The organism is Shewanella sp. SW1 (assembly GCF_025653545.1).
Classification (GTDB): Bacteria; Pseudomonadota; Gammaproteobacteria; order Enterobacterales; family Shewanellaceae; genus Shewanella; species Shewanella oncorhynchi.
Genome location: NZ_JAKKSG010000007.1, coordinates 133,415 through 158,260, shown reverse-complemented (window position 1 = coordinate 158,260; position 24,846 = coordinate 133,415). Strand labels below are relative to the sequence as shown.

Below are 24,846 nucleotides of genomic sequence, written 5' to 3'. Positions count from 1 at the left end.
TTTGATACTCAAGTCAGTAAGAGAAGTCACAGCTTCACAAGCTACCCATTGTTAAATTCTCTGTTTCTAGAGTTTACATCGCACAATTAAGCGTCTATTTACCTAACGTACTAGTTGTACTTTATATTCATCGCAATCAGCGGTTCGCGTGAGGCTTTTTCTGCGCGTAGGCGGGCGAGGTATTTTTCCCATAGGTCCACCTGGTGGGTGGCGAGATCGTAGAGCACTTTCCACGAGAATAGGCCTGTGTCGTGGCCGTCATCGAAGACGATTTTCACTGCGTAGTTACCGACGGGTTCTATGGCACTGATGTTGACGTTTTTCTTGTGGGTGACCAGCTTTGGATTACCGTGACCATGCACTTCGGCCGAGGGCGAGTAGACTCTGAGCATCTCGCAGCTGAGCTGATATTGCTCACCATTATCGAAACTGATTTCTAGAATGCGCGATTTACGTTTCAGTTTAAGATCGGTGACATTGGGCGTTGCTGTGGTCATAGGTTGGCTACCAAGAAAATGCTAAGGATAGGATAACGACTCATTAAAATAACACCTGACTAATGTAACCACTCGCGGCCAAGGATACAAAGGGTAAGCGAGAGCCTTGGTCAGGCTTTTTCGTTTAAGTCACACTTTTGCAGTTGAGTCGTTCACCGCCAAGTCGTTTGAGCTTGGCGGTGAACGGTTTAGTACTAGAGGATAAAGCGGCTGAGATCTTCGTCTTGGACTAAGTTGTCTAAGTGGGCGCTGACATAGTCGGCGTCGATAACAAAGGCGGAGCCCGATTTTTCCGATGCCTCGTAGGAGATATCTTCCATCAGCCTTTCCATCACAGTGTGTAAACGACGGGCGCCGATGTTTTCGGTGCGCTCGTTCACTTGCCATGCGGCTTTCGCAATGCTGTCGATACCCGATTCGCTGAATTCAACTTTCACGCCTTCTGTGCCCATCAGCGCGATATATTGCTCGGTGAGCGAGGCGTGTGGCTCGGTTAGAATGCGTTTAAAATCATTGGCTGATAATGCATCTAACTCGACACGGATCGGTAAACGACCCTGTAATTCAGGAATTAAATCAGACGGTTTAGACATCTGGAATGCGCCAGAGGCGATAAACAGTATGTGGTCGGTTTTTACCATGCCGTGTTTTGTGGTAACAGTGCAGCCTTCGATGAGCGGCAGTAAGTCACGTTGCACGCCTTCACGGGAAACGTCGGGGCCTGAGGTTTCGCCGCGCTTACAGATTTTGTCGATTTCGTCGAGGAACACTATGCCGTGTTGCTCAACCATTTCAATGGCTTGTTCTTTTAAATCTTCTTGATTGACCAGTTTGGCGGCTTCTTCTTCGATCAATAGCTTAAAGGCTTCTTTGATCTTCATCTTGCGACGTTTTGCTGGTGCTTGGCCCATGTTTTTAAACAGACTTTGCAGCTGGTTGGTCATTTCTTCCATGCCTGGAGGCGACATGATTTCAACACCAATTTGCGGTTGGGCCACATCGATATCGATTTCTTTATCGTCTAATTGGCCTTCGCGTAGTTTTTTGCGGAAGACTTGACGGGTATTTGAGTTGGAATCGGTTTCAGTGCTTTCCCAGTCGTTTTTTGGCTTAGGCAACAGGGCATCCAGAATGCGCTCTTCGGCATTTTCTTCGGCGCGTTGGCGACATTTGCCCATTTGCTGCTCGCGGGTCAGCTTGATGGCGATATCGGTCAAGTCGCGGATGATTTGCTCGACTTCCTTACCGACATAACCCACTTCAGTGTATTTAGTGGCTTCGACCTTGATAAAAGGCGCGTTCGCCAGTTTGGCTAAACGGCGGGCAATTTCAGTTTTACCAACGCCCGTTGGGCCAATCATCAGAATATTTTTTGGGGTGACTTCTTGACGGAAATCCGCGTCAAGTTGCATCCGGCGCCAGCGGTTGCGCAGGGCGACAGCAACAGAACGTTTGGCCTTTTGTTGGCCAATAATGTGTGCATCCAGCTCGTGGACAATCTCACGGGGGGTCATTTCAGACATAATATTCCTCACGGGCTGTTTAGTAATTGAGTTCTTCAATCGTTTTGAATTGATTGGTGAATACGCAGATATCCGCAGCAATAGTCAGGGATTTTTCGGCGATTTCTAGGGCTGACAGCTCAGTATTTTGCAATAGTGCAAGGGCCGCCGCTTGGGCATAGTTGCCGCCTGAACCAATGGCGACTAAGTCGTGTTCTGGCTGAACGACATCACCATTACCTGTGATGATAAGCGAGGTTTCCGCATCGGCCACGACTAATAGGGCTTCGAGTTTACGCAGCATACGGTCGGTACGCCAATCTTTGGCGAGCTCAACGGCCGAGCGCAATAAATGGCCTTGGTGCATTTCAAGTTTGGCCTCAAAACGCTCGAATAGGGTGAAAGCATCGGCGGTGCCGCCTGCAAAACCTGCCAGTACCTTGTTGTGATATAAGCGACGCACTTTTTTGGCGTTACCTTTCATAACGGTATTGCCTAGGGAGACTTGGCCATCGCCGGCGATGACAACTTGATTATTACGGCGTACTGATACGATAGTGGTCACAATGAATCCTCTTCTGGCCCGCAGCAAAAGTTGCGGTGGATGATGGGATATATATGGGGATGGATGACAATAATTCAAGTAATCGCGGCAAATGCCAAAGGAGTTTGCGATCTTTCGCGCTCCTTTAGCAATAAAAATAAGCGCTTACTGGGAAAGGGTGGATCGACCTACAATAGTGCGGCCATCGAAGGGATAGTATTTAAGATCCCAGTTTTCACTGCCGAAGCTGCGATCGTCCGAGACATAGTTGAAAATGCAGTAAGCATTGGGATCTTTTATGTCGACGGCACCATACCAGTAAACAATGTCGACATTGGGAACTGTGCGCCAAGAGTATTGATCGGCAATGACAAATTCATTATTAGCCAAAAGACCTTGCCATAACTGACCACAATAATCGCCCTGCAATTTAGCACCGGCATCAGCGGTTGCAGTCTCTATTCCCAGTGGAAATCCTGTGGTGGTCGAGTCGAGTTTTCCGTCACCATAACAGGCGAGATCTTGGGTATAACCAGAGTGACCGCCCGCAAGCCAGCAACTGTGATAAAGCTTAACACCAGAGGCAAAGGCCGCAAATGCGGTTTTGGCTCTGGCATCGTGGGCATCTTGGCCTAGGTTTAAAAACCGTGGTGCTGCGACGACGGCCAAGATCCCAAGGATGATAATGACCACAACCAGCTCAATTAATGTAAAGCCCTTCGATGACTGCAAACGACTCATATTGCTCACCTATCTGTTAGAGGACAATATTCTAACGGAACTTTGATTTGCAATCAGTAAGTCATTGATAATATCTAGTTGTTTAACATTGTTGTTACATGGCTCTACAGTAAGATGGTAAGCCGCAAAATGGCAAGCCATCACTTCATCTTTCAATGCCATCTGCCGAATGTAAACGGCTTATAAAGCCGTTTTGTCTATAACACGATAGCGGGTTTGTACGTAGCCATTGTCGTACTGCTGCGTGTGAATTGGCATTAATTGAATCGCTTGAGCTAAGTCGCCAAAGAGTGGAATACCTTTACCCAGTAAAGTGGGGATGCGAGTGAGCGTGAGTTCCTGAATTAGCCCTGCCGCTAAAAAGCCTTGGATTGTTTGGCCGCCATCGATATAGAGATGCTTAAAGCCACGGGTTTTGAGTTGCTCGCTAATGCTTGCTGCATCGCCATTTAGCACTTGCACGTGCTCACTTAACGCCGACGGTACTGTTACACCGCTGCGACTTAATACAAACACTGGGATATTTACATAGGGCCAATCACAATCGAAGGAGAGGACTTTTTCAAAGCTTTTTCGTCCCATTACAATCGCATCGATAGTGTCGATAAAGGCATGATAACCAAAGTCTTCATCGGGATTAGTACCGGGGTGCTGATTTAAAAAGTCGATATCCCCATCGGGCGTTGCGATATAACCGTCGAGGGTCGCGGCAATAAAAACGGAGGCTTTCATTCATCTTCCTTAATGCTATTTTCGAGCGTGTTTCTCTAATGATTCTTTCAGTGCTTGTTGTTGAGCGAGGCAGTCTTGTTTTGCTTTGCCCGACATATCGTTACACGTTTGACCTTTATCTGGGCCTTCCAATATAGCCGCCGCAACATAAACTGCGGCGTCGGCTGCATTGCATTCTTGTTTGCTGTAGGGGGAATTTGTATCACATTTTGAATTAAGTGGCCCAACGCAGCCACTCATACTGGCCAAGACTAAGGTGCTAAAGCTGAGTAATATTAAAGGTTTGAACATTCGCTCTTCCATGATTCTTATTATTTGAGACGGTTGGAAAGTATATAACTGCTTTGCAGACGGAACTAGAATTGGATCGTTCCATTTCCACTTTAGTTGTTATCTTGGAGGAAGGCATTCGCAGATGGAAGCAAAAAAATCCCCGAGGGTATAGTTACCCTCGGGTGGAGGTTCAAAAAGCAGTGGATTTCTTGAGCGCCCGCGGGGCACAAAGGAAGGAACCTATGGTGTGATTGTGCGGGCTGATACAATATTTAACAAAGCCAAATGCACAAACTGCGACAGCTTGTCGCAGGTAGGATTAATTTTTTATGCAGCAAGCCCACCTTACAGGGTAAATCTATATTGCAAAGTGAAGCTTCACACCTGTGATATTGCTTCACTTCGCTATATGTTCTCTTCTTGCTACAGCGCGATGCTGTTTATACGTTTAGATATTTGTTTTTAAAAGGCAAATTGCGGCTGGCACACTGTCTATTCCGCATTCCTCTAATGTTTTGCTCATGCTTTGTACAAATTCAATTTTATGCTGCCTAACGACTTGATAAAGCTGAAAGCACATCACAATATCACTTTCAGATAGTCCTTTATTTTTAAAGGCTATTGCAGATAAATAGCTGCGGATCATAAAACAATCGAGTACGAGTAAACGGAATGCTTCCCAAGATAATTGCTGTGAGTCTAGTAAGGGGAAATGGTAGTGGTAAATTGAATATAAAATGTATCGTTCAAAAAGTTCCGTATAGTTAACCAATGCGGGTACTGCATGCTCAGTCCATGCTTGATTCAACGCATCAATTTGATAACTATTTTCTTCATTACACAGTGCAGCAACAGCCTGATTTAACGACGTAAATCTTGCGCGTACACCTCTAGAATGAGTTTTACACAACTCATTATGAACAGTAATAAAGGCATGCGTCTGCGGCAGTGGGGAATAAGGTAAGTTCTTATATTGCTCTGCCAATGCGCCTGACTGTGCATACAATTTTAGTTGTTGTAAGCGCTTATCTAGTTCTTCTATTGGTAAGGTATTTTGACGGACTTGGTCACTAACCTTGATTAATAGCCCTATGGCCAGCAGTGCTTGTTGCCAACCACCTCCCAAATTCAATAATAGGTCGAGACTGTATTCATGGGTTTTTTCTAGCCACGTAGGACTTGGCGTTGAAGGCTGTTTTATGCCACTTATATTGGAATCAAATTGGAAAGCATTAGGATTAAATAACACTGAGCGAGCGACTTCTGGGCAAGATAGATAGAGGCTTTCGTATTTATTACCGCCAATGACCTTGTGGATCCTTGGATAAGTTTTACATGTATGACTTAAGGCCTGTTCACCCGCTTTTGCATGGATGTCACAAAGCTTATGTTCGTTAACAAATGGGCATGAACCTTGCGCATCAAGTCTAATGTCGGCCCAATCGCTTGTACTTTTCTTTGTTTCAATAAATGCAGTCTTTGCCGTTGTAGCGAGCAGTGGGTGTTTAATCGTGTTTTTATAGCTCTTTTTATCAAATGATATTCGCCAATCGTAACAGCAACTGTCTTCACATTCTGGTCCAACACATTGGAATTGAGTGACATAACCTGGTTTTATTATGAGGTTGTCCATCGGTAATTTCGTTAAATTTACAGTAATTTAGGACAAAGGTAACAAATCAAACTCCCTTATTCCAGTTTTGTTAAATGCCGATTAGATCTAAGCCAATTTAGGTACAATTAATATTTTACTCTCATCAACTAGTGCGATAGAAGTTCTTTGATTAAAACTTATACGCTCATTGGAATGCCATTTATTTCGCACTGCATATTGGTTCATTATTTATAAAACAGAATTCAGATTGCCTAAGTGCTGCACTAGCTCTGCCATATTGTTCACTTCGAGCTTTTTCATGATTTTTGCGCGGTGTACTTCAATCGTGCGCAGGGATAAAAACATCGCCTCCGATATTTGCTTGTTAGTCATGCCTTGGATCACATGGGCTAACACTTGCTGTTCGCGCTCAGTCAGTTGGTCAAACTTATGCTGCAGACTTTGCTGTTCGAAGGCCGCTTGGCTTTCACGCTGCGCCTTTTCAATCGCTTGTACTAATGCCTTGCCGGACACTGGTTTTTGAAAAAAATCGCAGGCCCCCTTACGAAAGGCGCTTAACGCCATAGGTAAATCGCCGTGGCCAGTGAGAAAGATGACGCCAAGCGGACTGTGGGTTTCGAGCAGTTTTTGCTGCACTTCTTGGCCGGTGATTTCCGGCATTCGGCTATCTAAAATCACGCAGCCCGCCTGTAATAATGCACAGTGCTCAAGGAAGTCGCGGCCGCTGTTGAAGGTTTGTATTTGGTAGCCAAATTGTCCGAGCATAAAACCCAGCGAATCCAGAATCGCTTCATCGTCATCGACTAAATACAGCGGCAGTTTTGTAGACATGGATTTCCTTGTGGGCATGTGTGGATCGCGATATCAGCTTAAGCCGCGTCTGTGTCTAGCTCAATTTTAAGCCTAGGTCTTGGGAGGTGCATCACTAAATTAGCCAATCCCCTCTGGGCATAAACCAGAGTTTGGCGGCATTTCACAGCTTGATTTTTATCTGCGAGCTAAAGTCGTTCTATGACAATGGCATATAAGAGTGGGTAATAGAGGCGATGACGATTGACTCTTGGTGTAAAGCGATATTGATGGGATTCTTGCTGAGTGTCATTGGGCTTAATCCGTCCAATGCCAGCGAAGTGACAGAAGTGAACCATTTTAGAGTCGGAGTGCTGGCAAATCATGGCGTGTTACAGGCCAAGCAGCGTTGGCAACCTATGATGGATTACCTCAGTGAGCAAGTGCCTAATAGTCATTTTGAAGTCGTGCCTGTGGATTTTAATGGCATGCGTAGTCAGTTACTTGAGCATGATTTGCAGTTTATCGTCACTAACCCTGGGCAATATCTGCATCTAAGTAACAATTTCCCGTTGTCTTGGCTTGCGACAATGAAGAGCCGTAAGCATCAAGGCAGTACTTTTACCATAGGTGCGACCATTATTGTCCGCGCCGACAGCCCTATCCGCACCTTGCAGGATTTGCGCGGGCGCAATGTGGTCGCCAGTGATCCGCAGGCCTTGGGGGGGTATCAAGCGGCAATGGGGTTACTGCATAAAATGGGTTTTTTACCCGAACAGTTTTTTGGGCAAGTGCGCTTCCTCGGGTTCCCGTTAGAACCGCTTATCTATCAAGTCAGAGATGGCAGTGCCGACGCCGCAATAGCGCCTTTTTGTACCTTAGAGGAAATGATCGCAACGGGTCTTGTTAATCAGGGTGATTATCGTGTTATCCATCCTGCCACGCCTGCAGGATATGATTGCGAGGTGAGCACTCAGTTATACCCAAACTGGTCATTCGCTGCGGCGGATACGGTTTCTCCTAAGTTGACGATGGCGATTACCCGTGCCTTATTCGATTTACCCGCCGATCATATTGCAGCAATTACCGCCGATACTTTGGGCTGGACTGCGCCCGTAAGCCAGTTAAAAGTGATTGAGTTATTTAAAGAATTACAACTACAGGGAGCATCACCACCACTTTATCAAACCGTATACAAATGGATGGCAAAAAATAAAGAATGGGGTGGTGCACTGTTGTTAATTTTCATTATTTCCACCATTTATCACCTGTGGCTTGAATATAAGTTTCGCCAGAAAAGTGAGTTTTTAGTTAGCACTGAGCGTCAATTAAAGGACAAGGCACTGCAGCTTGAGCGACTGCAAAGTGCGGCGATTCTTGGGGAAATAGGTGCAGGACTTGCCCATGAACTCAATCAACCCATAGCCGCCATTACCCAATACAGCGAAGGTGCCATGCTACAACTGGAAAGGCTTGGGCAAGATAATCCGGAACTCTATGATGTACTCGGTAAAATTAATGCGCAGTCGATTCGCGCCGGAGCGGTTGTGCATCGTATTCGCGGTTTACTCAAGCGGCGTCAGGCCAAGACCGAACCTTTAGATATAGTGCCAGTGGTGAAAGAAGCTTTAGCTCTGTTGCGGCGCGAGCTAGACCGAGCGAATGTGCAAGTGAATGTGCGAGTGCAGGGTGAGCCCTTTGAACTGATGGGCGATAGCGTTGGTTTAAGCCAAATGTGGGTCAATTTAGTAAAAAATAGCTTAGATGCGCTAGAAACCTGCGGCGATAATCGTGTGCGTCAATTATGGATCGATATCTATTATCATCCAAATGAAATCAAAGTGTTAGTTATTGATAATGGCGAAGGGCTACAGGGGCAGGCGAGTGAGTTGATGGCATCTTTTGCCTCAACCAAAGATGCGGGATTAGGGCTTGGCTTAGCCATCTGTAAGGATGTGGTCACCCGCCATCACGGCAGCATTCAAATCGAAAACTGTCAGCAATCCACGCAAGCGTTACTCCCTTGGCAACAGGGCTGTGTGGTGACAGTCGTGCTTCCCAAGGGATAGGGTTATACACTTATGAGTAACCCTTAATGTGCGCATTAGCGGAGCATCCGACAGCTTTTATTGGTTAGCGGTTAATATTAATAAAAGCATCATTTTCATAATAATATTTTGCTGCACTAATTAATTCATTTAGCCCAGCTTCAGAATTTTGTTGCAGCAAATTACTCTTAATACTTTGCAAATCTGACACACTTAAGAAGCTTTTATAGCCAATAGATGTTGGGTAAATTGGTTCATCATCACTACCACGATCTTCTTCTGTGTCATCGTCAAGTACAAGACATAATATCGAGTCATTAATTTCTTTATTAGAAGGTATATATACATCCCACTTCCAATCTAAAGATTCAATTTTATCCAACATGTTCTTGAGAGTTAATTCTAAACGCATTACGCACCTTTTGTGATACAGCTAGTCATTCCCGCGCCTTATTTGCGGTTAGTTTTGGGATGGAAAAGCCTTCGCTTGATCTCTGATCCACTTCATTCATAACTGTAGATATTTACCAAAATATTCATCGACAGTTTTATGGCAGTATTTATCTTCACCTCGCCAATACTCAGCGAACACCCAGTCATTTTTGCCTTTAGAAGGGCGATTGTAGCTCCTTGGTCGTAACACTCCAATACTGGCTAAAATCTCTATTAATACCTGCCTTTCTGCTTTACTGGACTTTACGACCTTAGCCAATCTTTTTTCAAGGGCACTTGGATAATCAGTAGGTTCCGAACTTTCGATAGTGCTTAATATTTCTTTGAAACAATTTAAGTCTTCATCAGTTGGGTCAGGGATATCCGTATTTATAAATTGGTTTAAGTCAAAATATGTATATAAAATATCGCCATGACGGACACCACCCCATTTGATACGCTCGAAATTCAATACGTTTATATCTGTGTTGTTATAGTTGTGACTGCCCCTTATCCCGTATTTGCTGTCTCGGCATACACCGCAGGTGTAGGAGTGTGAAGTTGGTTTTCCGTCGGAATATGAAGTGCCGGATATAACAGGTGTATATTTATGCTCCGGGATATTTTTGGCAATTGAATAGGATGATAAAGAAGATCTTAAGTCTAAGCGGCGAGTTGTCAGGCTACTTAAAAAACCTTTAGCAATTTGTGCTCCGGATATTGTTTTTACTACTTTTGCAATGGTATCTATGCAGTCATCATGAGAAATCGAAATCGGATCAAACATCAATCCTTGTGACTTTGCGTACTCAAAATCTCCATCAGATAAGAGTCTATCTTTTGAGTCTATCCATCCATTTTTCCAGTAGGTGGAGAATAATATTTTCTTCGCTTTCTTATCCATATTCGAATTAATGCTTTCACTTAACGTCTGAGTATTAATGTGTAGCGTTGTTTGCGAGACATAAATCACTTGTTCGACTTGGCTACTACGACGATGTTAATTGGTGTGAATGATGCTATAGGAATTTGTTTTGACAGGGTAGTGGTTTTTATACAACTTTGGTGGTAATTGCTTGATATCGTTTTAGCTTTATCATTACGTTTGCATTATTAGTGACGTTGATTTCGAGTATTCGGGCCTTACATTTTGGTTGACACAGGTACTACATCATCTCAACGACATTAAACCTATAAGGCATATTTACTTTTAGTTTTCTATCATCTAGCAACGACTTGATGGTGGTTATTTTCTTCACATGACCACTTGTTTATCGTGGTTTTCTATTAGGATACTTTGGACGTTTGCAATTTAGGGCAGTGGATAGTTTTGGGCGAACTGACCAAGCTTTTCTACTAAAAACTCTATGGTGCGACGGACCTTATGGCTGGGATAATCGGTTTGTAGGTATACCAATTGCAGTGGGATCGGTGGGGCTATTTTATCGGCTAGCACTAAGTGAAGTCTGCCTTCGGTCACATCTTGCGCCACATCGAGCCAACTCTTATAGGCAATTCCACGACCTGAGAGTGCCCAGTCGCGGATCACTGCGCCATCGTTACAAAAACGTTGGCCCCTGACTTCGATTTCAACGGGCGCGCCGTTATGACTTAACTTCCATTTCTGCCACGGCTCACCGCCGCGATTTAAGATCAGTACTGCGTGTTGGCTAAGTTCATTTAGCGTGCTTGGTGTGCCGTGTTGTGCCAGATAAGCGGGTGAGGCGACCAGTACCCTTGGGGTCATGGCGAGCTGACGCCTTTTAAGGTTTGAGTCGTCAAGCTGGCCATAGCGCAAAGCCAAATGGATATTTTGGTCGATTAAGTCTGTCATATGATCGCCAAAATACAGCTGCACTGTCAGTTCTGGGGCGCTGTCCATCAATTCATCGAGCCAAGCACGGATCTGGCTGCGACCAATATCCGAAGGTAAGGCGAGGCGTACTTCGCCCTTAAGCTCACCCCTGTGTTCGGCTAAATTGGCGCTAGCGGTTTCGAGAATCGCCAGTGCGGGTTTCGCAGAATCGAGAAAAATCCGCCCTTCTTCTGTGAGCTGTAAGCGCCGCGTCGAGCGAGCAAATAGCTGACATCCTAGCTTTTTCTCTAATCTTTGCAGCGCGGCACTTGCCGCTGCCGGCGTCATGCCTATTTCTTTACTGGCTGCCGAGAGACTCTCTAAGGCTGCGATACGCAGCGCTAATTGCAGATCGTTTAAATGATACATATCAAATTATTTTTGAAAATGATTTTAATAATAGCCTGATTATCAATATAGATTAACTAATGCACAATTGCACCACTGATGTTTCATCTTAATTTCTGGTTCGGAGTGTGTATGAGTCTATTCATGTCTTACAAATTAGCGTCACTGGCATTAAACAATCGCATTGTGATGGCCCCTATGACTCGGGCGCGTACTACGCAGCCAGGCAATATTCCGAATGATCTGATGGCGCAATATTATGCCCAGCGCGCCTCGGCGGGGTTAATCATCACAGAAGCGACACAAATCTCCGATGACAGCCAAGGTTATTCATTTACGCCGGGCGTGTATACCGCTGAGCAAATTGAGGGCTGGAAAAAAGTCACAGCGGCAGTGCATCAGGCTGGTGGTAAAATCTTCAATCAAATTTGGCATGTTGGCCGTGTATCGCACCCGATTTTTCAGCAGGGTAATGCCCCGATTGCGCCATCGGCCATTGCGCCCGTTGGCACTAAAGTATGGATTGTGGATGAAGCGCATCCTGAAGGGCAAATGGTGGATTGCCCAGAACCTAGGGCTATGGTGCAAGCGGATATCGACCGTGTTGTGGCCGATTTTGCACAGGCGGGTGTGAATGCGGTTGCGGCGGGTTTTGATGGCATCGAAATTCACGGCGGCAATGGTTATCTGATTGACCAGTTTTTACGCACCAATTCAAACCACAGAACTGATGCCTACGGCGGTTCTCAGGAAAATCGCATTCGTTTTTTACTCGAAATTGTCCAAGCCGTGAGTGCGAAAATTGGTGCCAATAAAGTCGGGGTTCGCCTCGCCCCTTACGTGACGTTTAAAGATATGGCGTGTCCTGAAATTGTAGACACTATTCTGTTAGCGGCTAAGCATTTATCGGCATTGGGCGTGGCATATTTACATCTTTCAGAGGCTGATTGGGATGATGCGCCGCAGGTGCCAGAGTCCTTTAGAGTCGAGCTGCGTAAAGTCTTTAAGGGCAGCATTATTGTTGCGGGTCGCTATGATGTGGCGCGTGCCAATGAAGTGATTGATAACGGTTATGCGGACTTAGTTGCCTTCGGTCGACCTTTTATTGCAAATCCTGATTTGCCTTACCGTTTAATGCATCAATTGCCTTTATCTGCATTCGACAAAGGGCCCTTGTTTGGCGGTAGTGCAGCGGGTTATACCGATTATCCTACACACAACGAAGCATTGAGAGCCGTCATCCGATCCGCTGACGATGAGGTGGCATAATGGATCGGGTTAACACTTTGTATGTTCAGCGCTTACCCGCTTGGCTTAGTTTAAGTCTATGGTTTTCAGGCTTTATAGGTATCGCTATTGTGGGTTTTAGCTTAGCAAGTCTGAGCATGGATGCGTTAGCCGCTCAAGGGGCAACAACACAGGATAGTGCTAAAGTGCGAGCGGCATTAGTGCCAAAAGTGGCGGCAATGGAAACGATTTCTGATCAATCACCGCAGGCACAAGCTATCGCCCGCGCCGCTTTGTTATATGCCAGTTTTTGGCACACGGGCGATGCAAGTTTTGCCCACGGCGCATTGGCGACTGGGTTTATCGACCGTACTCTGCCCGCTGGCCGCGCACAGGGAATCACGGGTCCACTCGAAGCCTCAAAGGCATTTAGGGCGGCGGTCCCCGATCTCTCTGTTTCAGTTGAGCATTTGCTAGTCGTTGGCGATCGTGCAGTGGTACGTCTGCGTTTTAATGGCCGCTTTACTGGTGTCTTTGGTGAGCAAAAAGGCCAAGGGCAGAAAATCGATTTTCGTGCTGTTGACATGTATCGAGTACGGGATGGTTTCATCACAGATAACTGGCACCTCGAAGATTATCAAACGCTATTTTCTCAATTAGCTGCAGGGACTCAATCATGAATCAACGTCGACGATTTTTAATGGCAGGTGGCGCCATCGCTGCTGGGTTCGGCCTAAGCCAAACGGCGCTTGCTATTGGTTTACCATCATTAGATACCTTAGAAAATAACTCCAAAAGTTCAGGTGGCAATGGTATGAACAAAATATTTTGGCCAAGTGGTGAGCAGTTAGTGATTTCAATCTCAATGCAGTTTGAAGCAGGTGCTCAAGATAAAAATGCCGAAGGGCCGTTTCCGCCGATGGAAAAGGGCTATCTAGATACCATCACCCCGACTTGGTACGATTACGGTATGAACGAAGGTATTCCAAGGCTGCTGCGCTTGTGGCGTAAGCACAATATCAAGGTGACTTCTCACATGGTTGGGCGCGCCGCTGAGTTACATCCTCAACTTGCCAAACAAGTTGCAGATGAGGGGCATGAGATTTCGGGCCACGGACAAACGTGGACGCCACAGTACAGCATGTCGCCAGCAGAGGAACGCGCCTCCTATGTGGCGAGTATTGAGACGCTGCAAAGGATCACTGGTCAGCGCCCCTTAGGTTTTAATGCCTTTTGGATGCGCCATAGTACTCAAACCCTCAATATTTTGCAGGACTTAGGTTTTATTTATCACATCGATGACCTATCGCGGGACGAACCTTCAATTATCCCAGTAGGAAATAAGTCTTTTGCGGTTGTGCCTTACACTTTACGTAACAATGATATCGGACGTTTTGGTGGCAACACTGCCATGACGGCCGCGGCCTTTTTGCAGGAACTAAAGGATGAGTTCGATATGCTCTATCAAGAAGGTTCGACGCAGCGACGTATGATGTCGATCAGTGTGCACGACCGTATTGGTGGCGCTCCTGGACTTGTGACCGCTTTAGATAAGTTTATTCAGTACGCTAAAGGTCACACTAACGTAGGCTTTATGCGTAAAGATGCCATTGCTAAATGGGCGCTGGCGCAAAAGGACACACCGACCAATCCTGCAAGAACCTTTTAGCCTGCTATCACTCTCGCTCTCGCTCTCGTTGATGGCAGTTGGAAGAGGTTTGAATGATTAACAAAAAGCGCGTTGTATAACGCGCTGTTTGATTTTGGGAACCTTATTACTGCGGGTAGGAAGCGATTAACGCATGGCTAACATGGCCCAAGTGCGGCGACCTTGCTCCAGAATTATCCCCACGGCAAGTCCCGCAGCGGCGTTGATGGCGAGGCAAGTCACCGCGGTTGATAAAATCACAAAGATACAGAAGGGCTTACCATCGATTAAGCGTTTCGACCACGCCAGTTGTAGCCCCGCAGTGGTCAGTAAACTGCCGAGGATTGCCATAGGAATAAGGCTTAATAGCCAAGCGATATTAGTACCCCAGCACAGGGCTATCATTAAGCACGTACTACCAAAAATTAACGGCGCCAGATAAGTGCGGGCGCCAAAATGGTATTGCACCGCAAGTCCGCCCGCACCGTGGCACATGGCCGAGGCACCAAAGGGCGCGAGCAATAAGTTGGCAAGACCTGAGCTAATGGCGAAGTTTTTGGGCGTGAGTTTGGCGGCATCTTCAGGGAATTTCTCCTGTGCCATTACAGACGTGGCAATGACCGCATTGGTTAAGGTTAATGCCAGTTGTGGCAAAACCAACAAAACGGCGGCAGAGGTCCATTCAACTGATGTCGGCCACGCTAATTGAAATGGCGCTGTCATTGCTTGAATATCAAAGTTAGTGGCTAAATTAGTTTGTGTACTTGCTTGCCAAATCATCCCCGCTGCTATGACTAAGGGCATGGCAAGGTAGCGCAGCGGCAAAAATTTACTGATAAATAACAGTACAAATGCCCCCACGCCAACCAGCCAAAATTCACTCATCATCTTAGTGCCCATCCACATCAGTTGCAGACCTATGGCGAGTTGAATGCCAACACTCACAGCTTGTGATAACTGTTTGGCTAACCAAGTGATGGCGCCGCTAAAGGCGAGAATTAACAGGATAATGCCCATTAACATGGCGCTTGCCTGCAACATGCCTGGGGTTAAGCCCTGAGCGATCACCAGTGCAGCGATGACTTTCATCGGTTGTACCGGAATCGGGCGACGGTAAAACAGCGCGCTGAGAATAGCGAATAGACCAAACCCCAAAAATATCCCTTGGGGCGAAAATTGATTGAGGGCAATTAGCCCTAGCACTAAAGGTAAAAAAGTGCCTAAGTCGGCAAAAGCGCCACTGGTTTCACCGAGTAAACGGTTGAATGAAGGATTGGATACTGTTTGGGAAATTTTGCCCGAGGTCATACTGATTGCCGTAATTGAACACGCTATGACTACGCAAAATAAATGCCATAAAAATCAGATGATTTTGGGGGTAAACAGAGTCAAACTACCGTATTGAGTCACTCAATGAGACAAACTGGGGCAAGGCCGAAGAATGGCTGAGTCTAATTGTCTGCACCTGTGTCTATTGCGGCTGCATTGGGGTAATTGTTAACTCAAGCTCATTTGTGAGTCATGATTCAACCGCAACACTGGCGGTCAGTGCCGTGGTTGATATTCTTTATTGTGTAATGTTGCTTGTTAAGGTTGCTGGCGCGTTGGTGCTAGAACGATTTCGCGTACGCACACATTTTGCGGTTGTTGCCATGCAAACAACGCAGCAGCGGCGACGTTTTCAGGGGCGATAACGCCGCCCATTTCTTCTTTCCAGTCATGGTAACCCGCTTTAATGTCATCGCTGGTGGTATGGCTCAACAACTCGGTTTCTACTGCGCCAGGGGCGATAGTGATAAGGCGTACGTCATCCATGGCGACTTCTTCACGAATGTTTTCTGTTAAGGCGTGCACGGCAAATTTAGTAGCGCAGTAAGCGGCGTGGTTTGGAAAGGTTTTACGCCCCGCCACTGAGCTGACATTAATGATAGTGCCAGTTTTGCGAGCTTTCATGCCGGCTAATACCGCATGAATACCATTAAGCACGCCCATCACATTGATATTGAGCATGCGGCTCCATTCCTTGGGATCTTGCACATCGATTTGGCCTAGTAGCATGATTCCCGCGTTATTGATAAGACAGCCGACCGGGCCAAATTGTGCTTCTGCTTGGGTTATGGCGGTTTTAATAGCTGCGCCGTCGGTGACATCGACGCTGATAGAAAGGCTGTTTGGTAATTCAAGCGCTTGCATTGCTTCAACTCGGCGTGCCAGTAATAGCAGCGGGTGGCCTGCAACGCTAAAGCTTTTGGCCATAGCGGCGCCAATACCCGATGAAGCGCCCGTGATGACAACCAGTGATTTAGTAACTTGATTCATTAGTATTTCCTATTAATTGGAGCCAATGTAAGCCGTAAACAAACTGTTGTTCGGCGTCTTGAACCTGTTAACCAGTATAGGCTGGGGATTTTCAGTCGAAAAATACTTATTCCAGCTGGATATGATAGGCTCAGCCTATGGCACTATTGTTGAAATTTGTGCTGAACTCGTCGGTTGTCGGAGAAGATTAAATGGTCGATTTGCGTTTGCTGCGTTTCTTTATCGCAATTTTTGAAGAGAACAATATTACCTCGGCGGCTAACCGTTGCTTTGTGAGCCAGCCTTCACTGTCTGCTGGGTTAAAGCAACTCGAAGAAGAGCTTGGTGGTCAGTTATTTGAGCGCAGCAAAAAAGGCGTTAAACCTTTGGACAGCGCGCACTATCTATACCCTTTGGCGGTTAAATTAGTCGAGGAGGCGAGTAAGTTACCAGGCTTGTTTATGGCGAAGGCGAGCCGGCAAAAGCTACGTTTGGCTGTGATGCCAGACTTAAGCCAGCGGCGTTTGGCGGGATTTTTACAGCAGGTGAATCAAGCCATTGATAAGCTAGATCTGGAGCTGTTGGATTACCAAAGCCCCGCAGATTGTCGTTTAACTATCGACAGTTTACGCCATGAAGATGAAGTGTTTTTCCCGCTATGGGAAGAAGATTATGTGCTGTGCGTCCCCAAGGAGCATGCCCTCGCCCAAGTAGATAGCCTACGCCCCGAGCAGCTCAATGGCTTTGACTTTATCGAGTGTCCGCCCTGTGAAGCTCATCAGCAGACGATAGGTTTACTGGCGTGCAGCAATATGTCGCTTAATTTGGTCGCTAAGGCCGAATCTAAGTCTCTCGTGATGTCGCTAGTGTTGGCTGGATTTGGGGTGAGTTTTTTGCCTGATGGTTTAATTGAGGATGAGCCTAGGCTCAAGCAAGTAAAATTTGATGGTCCGAGAATGTTTCGTCGTATTGGTTTGTGTTATCCCTCCCATCAGGCAGTTGCGCCAACATTGGCGACCTTGTTACGGCATTTAGCCGCTCGACCGAATTAATTCCAAGTTAGTTTTGGGTTATCAGCATTCAGATTAGTGAGTCGCTAAGGGCGATTCAGTGAGATTAAGTGGAGGCTCGACGCCGTAGGATTTAAATAGTTGAGTAATTTCACCTGAGGTGCGCATGTCGTCGACTATCTGGTGAACTTGCTTGGCATATTGATGCAGCGGCGACATGAGCGGAATGCTGAAGTAACGGCCGTTCTTGCTGATGTCGACGTATTCCATCTGCTTAAGCTGGGGATCTTTAGCAAAAAATTGCATTTCATGCTGTTCGGAGGTGATGGCTAAATCGATACGCTCAGCCTTCAACATATTGATTAACTGACCGTTATCATTAACAAAAGACACTTTTAGTTGGTTTTGATTGTCATTAAACTGCGGACAGTAAAAAGCGCCTCTAAGTGCGCCAATGATATGAGGTTTTAGTTCATCGAAATGTTTGACTTCAAGTTGTCTATTCGCAAGGGCAAAGTAATAGACGTAGCGCTTGTCGTATCCTAGAAGCATAGGGTCTAGAAAATCGTTGCGCTCTGGTGTCATCGAATGGACAGGGATTAGGTCGACTTGTCCCATTTCTGCCACTTTAATTGTGCGTGCCCAAGGCACATTACTCCAATTTATCTTGTGACCTAGGCGGGCGATGACTTCATTGATGACTGCTGCACCTGGGCCTTTGCACTCACCATTTTCGACATAAATAACAGGATGCCTATCGCGGCAGTGTGCTTGCCAGACAACAGCAGAGGTTTCTGCCCTTGCTTGGGACAGAAATAAGCATGAAATGACAATGATCAGTATCAGCCTCATTCATCTTGCCTATTAAAATGCTCAGTTTTAATTATCGGGCTGGACAGTTAATTCGACTAGGTTTTATTTTTGAGTCGTTTAGCTGCGCAGGTTTGGTCAATAATTGATTGTAGTGCTTATACATCCACTGTGCTTTTTAAGTAATTAAAAATTCACTCTATTTTGTAACCAAACGGTTTGGCCTGTTAAATCTGACCAAACCTTTTCTGGGACTCATTCGCTGCTAGGAAACTTACCTATCCGACTCAAGATAGGGCGTTAATTGGGTTTCAATGGCCTCAATTTGGGTTTCGGCGTAGACAAGCTCGGATTCTGTTAAACATGATTTTGCGGTGTTTTGATGGAGTCGTTGAGCGCTATTCATCCCGTATTTACCAAAATGACGTAGCAATAAACTAGACCAAATAAACATTTGTATAGGTTTATTTAATTGTTCTGCGCCGTAAATATTGACCAGTTCCCGCATAGCAATTTCATGACCTAGCTCTGCCGATTTGACGTACCAAGCTTCTGCCGCTTGTAGAGCCTCTTGAGTGGTTTTTTCATCACTTAAAAATGATTCAGCCTTATAGAAATAAAAATATTGTTGTTGCTCAGCGGGGATTGGATGCTGATGCAAGAAACTGTCACGTAGACGCTCAGCCTCTCTTATCTCTAAGGTACCTAGTTGCTGACTGAATCTGGCTAATTCTTTTAGATGATCGGCTCTATTGCTCATGGCCGCGAGCTGGTAATACATTAACGCTTTAATCGGTTGGCGACTCACGCCTAAACCTTGCTCATAAATCTTGCCTAAGCCTAGCAGTGCGTCTTCATTCCACTTAAGTGCGAATTCTTCAAAGTCAATTTTAGCCTGTTGGTAATCACTCTCATTTTGTGGCGCTTTCAGTAAAAGATGAGCAAATTCAATCTTAGCGAAGTCATTACCTCTAGCGACAGATTGGCTTAACCAATGGCGCGCCTTGTCATAGTCGACAGCCAAATCTTCACCGTAGAGGAAACGTTTACCAAGATAATACTGGCGGAAATCATCGTCTGCGGCGCGCTCGCTAAGTAATGCCTCTGCACGCGCTAAATCTTTAGGTCCACCTTGGCCAGCAGCAAGCATATGTCCTAGATCATCTTTTGCTAATTCATCACCAGCGGCGGCGGATTTCTCAAAGTATTCCCGTGCTTTGATATAGTCCGAAGTGACGCGCTCATCATGCCAGTAGAGTGTGGCTAAATGGTAATAGGCTCTTTGGTTTTTTTGTGCGGCGGCTTTTTCGAACCAGTAAATTGCTTGGCTAGCATCGGGATCGAGAAAGGGCTGGCTTAGATACAAGTAAGCAAGCTCATATTGAAACTCGGCTTGCCCCGCTTCGGCATTAGGTTTGAGCTGTTCTGCCTGTGCGATTAACTCATCGAGTGTTTGCGACTCAGAAGAGAGCAAATTAGGTAGTGTGAGCATGGGTAAATATTGAGGCTCTATTTCGGCGGCTTTTTTATACCAATCGTTAGATGCCTTGGGATCGGCGGGAACTTGTGGGAATCGACCGGAATAAAGTTCTGCCATAGCAATGGCGGCAACGGCTAAGCCTTTATCGACTGCCTGCTGAATATAATCTAGGCCAGAGTTGACTTCGCCTTGGTTAATCAGTGTTAAGCCATGATTGAGTAGCGCAGTAGGATCACCTGCGGCAAGTGCTTTAGCTTGCACTTGTTTTTTTTGATATTTAGCGAAAAAAATAAACAGTACAATAAAAGCAATAATTATGAGTATCAACAACATAGTAGTCCATCACTATCGATATTTGGGAGTATAGTAAACGTAAATTTTTACAAGAATGCAAGTTTACAATTTGGGCTAGGCTGATCGACTAAGCCTACCAATCCCATGGGCATTAGCGTTATTTATCTTGCAGATGGATCTCCCTAATGGGGCAGGCAATCTCGATTCCTGCCTGCTTAAGGGCGTTATAAAGAGCGAGGTTCACCTTATATTTATGTTGAAAATAGCTTTGTGTGGGCACCCAGTAACGAACCCCCATTTCAATTCCATTAGCATTAAAACCATTGATGCCAATATTAGGTGTGGTCTCTTGATAAACATAGGGATTATTGCTCAATAACTCAGTAATCACACTAATGGCTCGTTCGGGATCTGTGTTGTAACTGAGATTGAACTGGGTTTCGACTAGCTTATTGCTGAAGGAGTTGTGCAGGATTTCGCCGACGATATGTTTATTAGGAATGCTGATTTGCTCACCTTCCTCATTGGTCAGTATGGTCATGCCTAAGTGGATACGTTTAACAACGCCGCTTTCCCCTTTAATTTCAATAGTATTGCCTACCACAAAAGGGCGGGTGACGATAATAGTCACGCCTGCGGCATAGTTCGCTAGCATACCTTGTAAGGCTAAACCTGCACCGAGGGAGGCGGCACCAATTGCCGCAACCATAGGGGTAATACTGATGCCGATTTTGCCGAGGGCGATAATCCCAACCATGACGATGATCAGAATGCGGATAAGATTGCTGACAAAATTGCTTAGGGTGATATCGATATTGTGTTTGTCGAATTGCTTAGCGACTAAGCGTGATACTTTACTGGCTACCCATAAACCTAACAAAAAGATCAGCAAAGCACCTACGAGTTGAAAGCTGTAGGTGACTAAAAACTCGGTGATGAGTTGATAAACGCCTTGTAGTTGCTGCAATTCTTGATCGAGTCCAGGTGTTATCATTATGATATCCTTGTAATAAAATTAACTGTGCGATTATAGCGTAGAAATTTCACCAAATACTTTTCGCCCTTCATGTGTGAAGCGTATCATGTAATCGTGGTTGATTTAATGAGTCGATAGGGGGAGTCAGGTATGCTGTTCGCCTATCCAATAATGGAGTCGAGTGTTTATGAAAACGCTGTTGTTATGTTTGTCTTGTCTGTTAACCCCAATCTGGGCGTATGCTGCGAGTTATGTTGCCGGAGATGCGATTAATCCCATTTCACTTCTCGACCAAAATGATAAAACCATTAATGTGACTGATGAGACTCAAGTGCTGCTCTTTAGTCGCAGCATGAAAGGCGGTGATGTGATTAAGGATGCACTTACCCCCTTGAGCGCGACTCAAATGCCAGCGGGTTTAGTTTATGTTGCCGATATCAGTGGTATGCCTTCTTTGATCGCTAAATTTGTGGCTGTGCCACAGATGCAAGATTTACCTTTTGCGATTGGGTTAGATAGGGATGGTGAGATCAGTCGTTTATTACCTGATAACAAAGATATGGCCACTATGATATTGCTCAAGCAGCGTAACATTTTGGACATTGCCTATTTTGATTCCAGTGAAGCCTTGAACCAAGCCCTCGCAAAACTCAATCAGCCGCAGTAACGACTCGATTTAACGGACGTATTTTAAGGCATCCATTAGTCTTCTTTTTGCTGTGTGACTGTTACTTCAAGATAACTGTTTTTAGATGGATATTTTGGCTCCAGCCAGTCTATCCATCTCCCTTCCGATAACGTCGTAAAAAATTCACTTTTTATTCTGATAATGAACACAAATTTACCTTAGGGTTTGTGTGCATAATTATTTGTTTTATAGCGCCTTTTTCTGATGGTTCAGTTCCTTAAAGAATTAGGGAATAAAAAGTTATTAATTCAGCATAAAAATTCGTTGCGTAAAGCGAAAAAATATCGTTTACTGCGCACGTTTTTAATACATCACACTTACTGTTATCTATCTGACCCAAAGGAGACTCTGGCCCAATGAGCCAATTTCAATCTATTGATGTTGCTGACTATTATGATATGGACACATTCAAGCGTATTGAAGCGTTTGCCAAAGACAAAGCAACCCCGTTCGTAGTGATCGATACAAGTATCATAGCGAAACAATACGATGACATGGTTAATAGTTTTCCTTACGCCAACGTTTATTATGCAGTTAAGGCAAACCCCGCGGCCGAGATCTTATCTTTACTAAAAGATAAAGGGTCAAACTTTGATATTGCCTCGATTTATGAGCTAGATATGGTCATGAATGTCGGTGTGACAACCGATCGAGTCAGCTATGGTAATACCATTAAAAAGCGCCAAGATGTGCGTGCATTTTATGAGCGTGGCGTGCGTATGTATGCATCTGACTCAGAAGCTGATTTGCGAATGATCGCTGAAGAAGCACCGGGTTCACGTATTTATGTGCGCATTCTGACCGAAGGTACAGATACCGCTGATTGGCCGTTATCCCGTAAATTCGGCTGCCAAAACGAAATGGCCTATGAGCTATTAGTATTGGCACAGGAATTAGGCTTAGAGCCTTTTGGTATTTCTTTCCATGTGGGTTCTCAGCAACGTGACATAGGTGCTTGGGATTCAGCGATTGGTAAAGTGAAAAGCATTTTTGACCGTCTGCGTGATGAGCACAATATCACCTTGAAGATGATCAATATGGGTGGTGGTTTCCCTGCTAACTATATTGATAAAACCAATCAATTGGGTGTGTATGCCGAGCAAATCACTCACTTCCTGAAGGAAGATTTTGGTGATGATTTACCACAAATTATTTTGGAACCAGGTCGTTCGTTGATCTCTAACGCGGGGATTTTAGTGTCTGAAGTGGTGCTGATCAGCAAAAAATCTTACACAGCGTTAGAGCGTTGGGTGTTTACCGATGTGGGTAAATTCTCTGGCTTGATTGAAACGATGGACGAGGCGATTAAGTTCCCGATTTATACTGAGCGTCAAGGCGAGCTGGATAAATGCGTGATTGCCGGCCCAACCTGTGACAGTGCAGATATCATGTATGAGCACTATAGCTATGGCTTACCAAATGACTTAGCCATTGGCGATCGTATGTATTGGTTAACCGCAGGGGCTTATACGACGACGTATTCAGCAGTATGCTTTAACGGTTTCCCACCGCTGAAGGATTACTATCTGTAAGCGATTGTGATGACATTAATAAGGGCGCTTAGGCGCCCTTATTTGTCTTTAGAGTAATAGTAGGATTACTCGTGGGATTTGAGGATCTGATAAATTTCCTCTTTTAAATGTAACTTTCTGCTTTTGAGTTCTTTCACAGTGGGATTGAAATCACTGGCGACACGTTTTTCCAGTTGTTTGATTTCCTCGTCTAACTGATTATGCTCATTAAACTTACGTTGAAAATGAGCATCTTGGGTTTTCAGGGTGGAAATTAATTCTCTGTACTCTGGAAACATCGGCATTCTCCTTGTCGTCATTTACTACACTTCAGGTTACGCCTTAACCCTAACCTTATACCAAGTCGTTAAACGTGACTTAGATCACTTTTAGCGGTCACTTAGATTAATACTAATGGATGATTTATTTTAATCTATTTTAAATCAGCATCTTAGACATTTGTTACCACCGACTCTGGCATGAGTTCAGGATCTAGTTCACACTTTGTTTGGTATAAATCAGACTGACATTCGAAATATGGGCAAATTTGCTATCTTGTGAGCAGATGCTGGTGTAGTTGGTAATTTCATTACGACTAAACAATTACTTCTTGCCGATAATTCTGTGATCAAGTTAACCTTCACCGCTTCGATACTAGGTTAAAGTCGATTTTATAAGAATTTAATTATCAAAAATGAAAGGGGTTTTCACAATGGCTGATGTATTTCATTTAGGTTTGACCAAAGCGATGCTCGATGGTGCAACCTTAGCAATCGTTCCTGGTGATCCAGAGCGTGTAAAACGTATTGCCGAACTAATGGACAATGCGACGTTTCTTGCTAGCCACCGCGAGTATACAAGCTATTTAGCGTATGCCGATGGCAAGCCAGTAGTAGTGTGTTCAACCGGTATCGGTGGTCCATCTACTTCTATCGCAGTAGAAGAACTTGCGCAATTAGGTGTGAATACCTTCCTGCGTGTAGGGACTACAGGCGCAATCCAACCTCATGTTAATGTGGGTGATGTGATTGTGACTCAAGCTTCAGTACGTTTAGATGGCGCGAGCTTACATTTTGCACCTATGGAATATCCAGCGGTTGCAAACTTTGAATGTACCACTGCTATGGTTGCAGCGTGTCGTGATGCTGGTGTTGAGCCACACATTGGCGTAACAGCTTCTTCTGATACTTTCTACCCAGGCCAAGAGCGTTATGACACTGTCACAGGCCGTGTAACGCGTCGTTTCGCGGGTTCAATGAAAGAATGGCAAGATATGGGCGTACTGAACTATGAGATGGAGTCTTCCACTTTGTTCACTATGTGTGCCACTCAAGGTTGGCGTGCAGCCTGCGTTGCTGGTGTGATTGTAAACCGCACCCAACAAGAAATTCCTAATGAAGCCACAATGAAGAAAACTGAAGTGAGTGCGGTTTCTATCGTGGTTGCTGCAGCGAAAAAATTGTTAGCTTAATTTTTAGTAAGCTAAGCAACACTCCCCTGCAAAGTGAGTGCTCAGAATAGAAAAGGT

25 protein-coding genes are annotated in these 24,846 nt (G+C 45.2%); 8 read left to right on the top strand and 17 right to left on the bottom strand.

Translation table 11 applies throughout. From position 1 onward, the window contains the following. Positions 1–110: 110 nt before the first annotated feature. From L5M71_RS08425 to L5M71_RS08390, 8 genes are all read right to left on the bottom strand, one after another. Positions 111–497 (bottom strand): gamma-butyrobetaine hydroxylase-like domain-containing protein, encoded by a 387-nt coding sequence (locus L5M71_RS08425; protein WP_063883307.1) that lies wholly within the window; start codon positions 495–497, stop codon positions 111–113. Between the two features lie 194 nt (positions 498–691). Then, on the bottom strand, positions 692–2,020 hold the full coding sequence (gene hslU, locus L5M71_RS08420; protein WP_105251238.1) for an HslU--HslV peptidase ATPase subunit: 1,329 nt from the start codon (positions 2,018–2,020) through the stop codon (positions 692–694). 19 nt (positions 2,021–2,039) lie between these two features. Next, entirely contained in the window at positions 2,040–2,564 is a 525-nt protein-coding gene (gene hslV / locus L5M71_RS08415) for an ATP-dependent protease subunit HslV (RefSeq protein ID WP_006083300.1), read from the bottom strand. A 144-nt stretch (positions 2,565–2,708) separates the two neighbouring features. After that, complete coding sequence (locus tag L5M71_RS08410; protein ID WP_012088092.1) at positions 2,709–3,284, bottom strand: type II secretion system protein; 576 nt, start codon at positions 3,282–3,284, stop codon at positions 2,709–2,711. Positions 3,285–3,464: 180 nt separating this feature from the next. Further along, positions 3,465–4,016 carry a dihydrofolate reductase family protein gene (locus tag L5M71_RS08405; protein ID WP_012088093.1) on the bottom strand — a complete coding sequence of 184 codons (552 nt, stop codon included), beginning with the start codon at positions 4,014–4,016 and terminating at the stop codon, positions 3,465–3,467. Positions 4,017–4,031: 15 nt separating this feature from the next. Then, on the bottom strand, positions 4,032–4,307 hold the full coding sequence (locus tag L5M71_RS08400) for a hypothetical protein (protein ID WP_105251241.1): 276 nt from the start codon (positions 4,305–4,307) through the stop codon (positions 4,032–4,034). Between the two features lie 430 nt (positions 4,308–4,737). Beyond that, on the bottom strand, positions 4,738–5,922 hold the full coding sequence (fliB, locus tag L5M71_RS08395) for a flagellin lysine-N-methylase (protein WP_263147984.1): 1,185 nt from the start codon (positions 5,920–5,922) through the stop codon (positions 4,738–4,740). Between the two features lie 210 nt (positions 5,923–6,132). Further along, positions 6,133–6,735 carry a response regulator transcription factor gene (locus L5M71_RS08390; protein WP_263193054.1) on the bottom strand — a complete coding sequence of 201 codons (603 nt, stop codon included), beginning with the start codon at positions 6,733–6,735 and terminating at the stop codon, positions 6,133–6,135. Positions 6,736–6,950: 215 nt separating this feature from the next. Here L5M71_RS08390 and L5M71_RS08385 point away from each other — a divergent pair, with 215 nt between their 5' ends. Further along, positions 6,951–8,762, top strand: coding sequence for a PhnD/SsuA/transferrin family substrate-binding protein (locus L5M71_RS08385; protein ID WP_263206911.1), 1,812 nt, complete (start codon positions 6,951–6,953; stop codon positions 8,760–8,762). Positions 8,763–8,826: 64 nt separating this feature from the next. Here the strand turns inward: L5M71_RS08385 and L5M71_RS08380 are convergent, their stop codons facing one another. From L5M71_RS08380 to L5M71_RS08370, 3 genes are all read right to left on the bottom strand, one after another. Then, complete coding sequence (locus L5M71_RS08380; protein ID WP_173247240.1) at positions 8,827–9,153, bottom strand: hypothetical protein; 327 nt, start codon at positions 9,151–9,153, stop codon at positions 8,827–8,829. Between the two features lie 96 nt (positions 9,154–9,249). Beyond that, entirely contained in the window at positions 9,250–10,077 is an 828-nt protein-coding gene (locus tag L5M71_RS08375) for a hypothetical protein (RefSeq protein WP_131523469.1), read from the bottom strand. Between the two features lie 408 nt (positions 10,078–10,485). Continuing rightward, on the bottom strand, positions 10,486–11,397 hold the full coding sequence (locus L5M71_RS08370; protein WP_263192930.1) for a LysR family transcriptional regulator: 912 nt from the start codon (positions 11,395–11,397) through the stop codon (positions 10,486–10,488). Positions 11,398–11,508: 111 nt separating this feature from the next. On the opposite strand from L5M71_RS08370, the gene L5M71_RS08365 reads away from it, so the two are divergent. The 3 genes from L5M71_RS08365 to L5M71_RS08355 are packed head-to-tail and all read left to right on the top strand — an operon-like array spanning position 11,509 to position 14,272. Beyond that, on the top strand, positions 11,509–12,645 hold the full coding sequence (locus L5M71_RS08365; protein WP_263172956.1) for an alkene reductase: 1,137 nt from the start codon (positions 11,509–11,511) through the stop codon (positions 12,643–12,645). Then, positions 12,645–13,283 (top strand): ester cyclase, encoded by a 639-nt coding sequence (locus L5M71_RS08360; protein WP_198573044.1) that lies wholly within the window; start codon positions 12,645–12,647, stop codon positions 13,281–13,283. The genes L5M71_RS08365 and L5M71_RS08360 overlap by 1 nt, the downstream gene beginning before the upstream one ends. Further along, complete coding sequence (locus L5M71_RS08355) at positions 13,280–14,272, top strand: polysaccharide deacetylase family protein (RefSeq protein WP_263206909.1); 993 nt, start codon at positions 13,280–13,282, stop codon at positions 14,270–14,272. Before L5M71_RS08360 ends, L5M71_RS08355 begins: the two co-directional genes overlap by 4 nt. 126 nt (positions 14,273–14,398) lie before the next feature. On the opposite strand, the gene L5M71_RS08350 is transcribed toward L5M71_RS08355, so the two are convergent. Then, entirely contained in the window at positions 14,399–15,559 is a 1,161-nt protein-coding gene (locus L5M71_RS08350; RefSeq protein ID WP_263167648.1) for a putative sulfate/molybdate transporter, read from the bottom strand. A 279-nt stretch (positions 15,560–15,838) separates the two neighbouring features. Further along, complete coding sequence (locus L5M71_RS08345; protein WP_263206907.1) at positions 15,839–16,570, bottom strand: SDR family oxidoreductase; 732 nt, start codon at positions 16,568–16,570, stop codon at positions 15,839–15,841. 191 nt (positions 16,571–16,761) lie between these two features. On the opposite strand from L5M71_RS08345, the gene L5M71_RS08340 reads away from it, so the two are divergent. Further along, a complete protein-coding gene (locus L5M71_RS08340; RefSeq protein WP_263206905.1) occupies positions 16,762–17,601 on the top strand; it encodes a LysR family transcriptional regulator in 840 nt (279 codons plus the stop codon). 33 nt (positions 17,602–17,634) lie between these two features. Here L5M71_RS08340 and L5M71_RS08335 read toward each other — a convergent pair whose 3' ends face one another. The 3 genes from L5M71_RS08335 to L5M71_RS08325 all read right to left on the bottom strand — a co-directional run bounded on the left by L5M71_RS08335 (position 17,635) and on the right by L5M71_RS08325 (position 21,137). Further along, on the bottom strand, positions 17,635–18,411 hold the full coding sequence (locus L5M71_RS08335; protein WP_263206902.1) for a substrate-binding periplasmic protein: 777 nt from the start codon (positions 18,409–18,411) through the stop codon (positions 17,635–17,637). A gap of 232 nt (positions 18,412–18,643) precedes the next feature. Continuing rightward, a complete protein-coding gene (locus L5M71_RS08330) occupies positions 18,644–20,182 on the bottom strand; it encodes a tetratricopeptide repeat protein (RefSeq protein ID WP_263206900.1) in 1,539 nt (512 codons plus the stop codon). Between the two features lie 118 nt (positions 20,183–20,300). Next, entirely contained in the window at positions 20,301–21,137 is an 837-nt protein-coding gene (locus tag L5M71_RS08325; protein ID WP_131523458.1) for a mechanosensitive ion channel family protein, read from the bottom strand. A gap of 169 nt (positions 21,138–21,306) precedes the next feature. Between L5M71_RS08325 and L5M71_RS08320 the strand changes: the two genes are divergently transcribed. Together L5M71_RS08320 and L5M71_RS08315 are read left to right on the top strand one after the other, a co-directional pair. Continuing rightward, on the top strand, positions 21,307–21,786 hold the full coding sequence (locus tag L5M71_RS08320) for a hypothetical protein (RefSeq protein WP_219250687.1): 480 nt from the start codon (positions 21,307–21,309) through the stop codon (positions 21,784–21,786). A gap of 377 nt (positions 21,787–22,163) precedes the next feature. Beyond that, positions 22,164–23,339, top strand: coding sequence for a type III PLP-dependent enzyme (locus L5M71_RS08315; RefSeq protein ID WP_105251256.1), 1,176 nt, complete (start codon positions 22,164–22,166; stop codon positions 23,337–23,339). A gap of 65 nt (positions 23,340–23,404) precedes the next feature. Here L5M71_RS08315 and L5M71_RS08310 read toward each other — a convergent pair whose 3' ends face one another. Next, positions 23,405–23,617, bottom strand: coding sequence for a YdcH family protein (locus L5M71_RS08310; RefSeq protein WP_006083288.1), 213 nt, complete (start codon positions 23,615–23,617; stop codon positions 23,405–23,407). Positions 23,618–24,030: 413 nt separating this feature from the next. On the opposite strand from L5M71_RS08310, the gene udp reads away from it, so the two are divergent. Continuing rightward, entirely contained in the window at positions 24,031–24,789 is a 759-nt protein-coding gene (udp, locus tag L5M71_RS08305; RefSeq protein ID WP_105251257.1) for a uridine phosphorylase, read from the top strand. Positions 24,790–24,846: the final 57 nt, after the last annotated feature.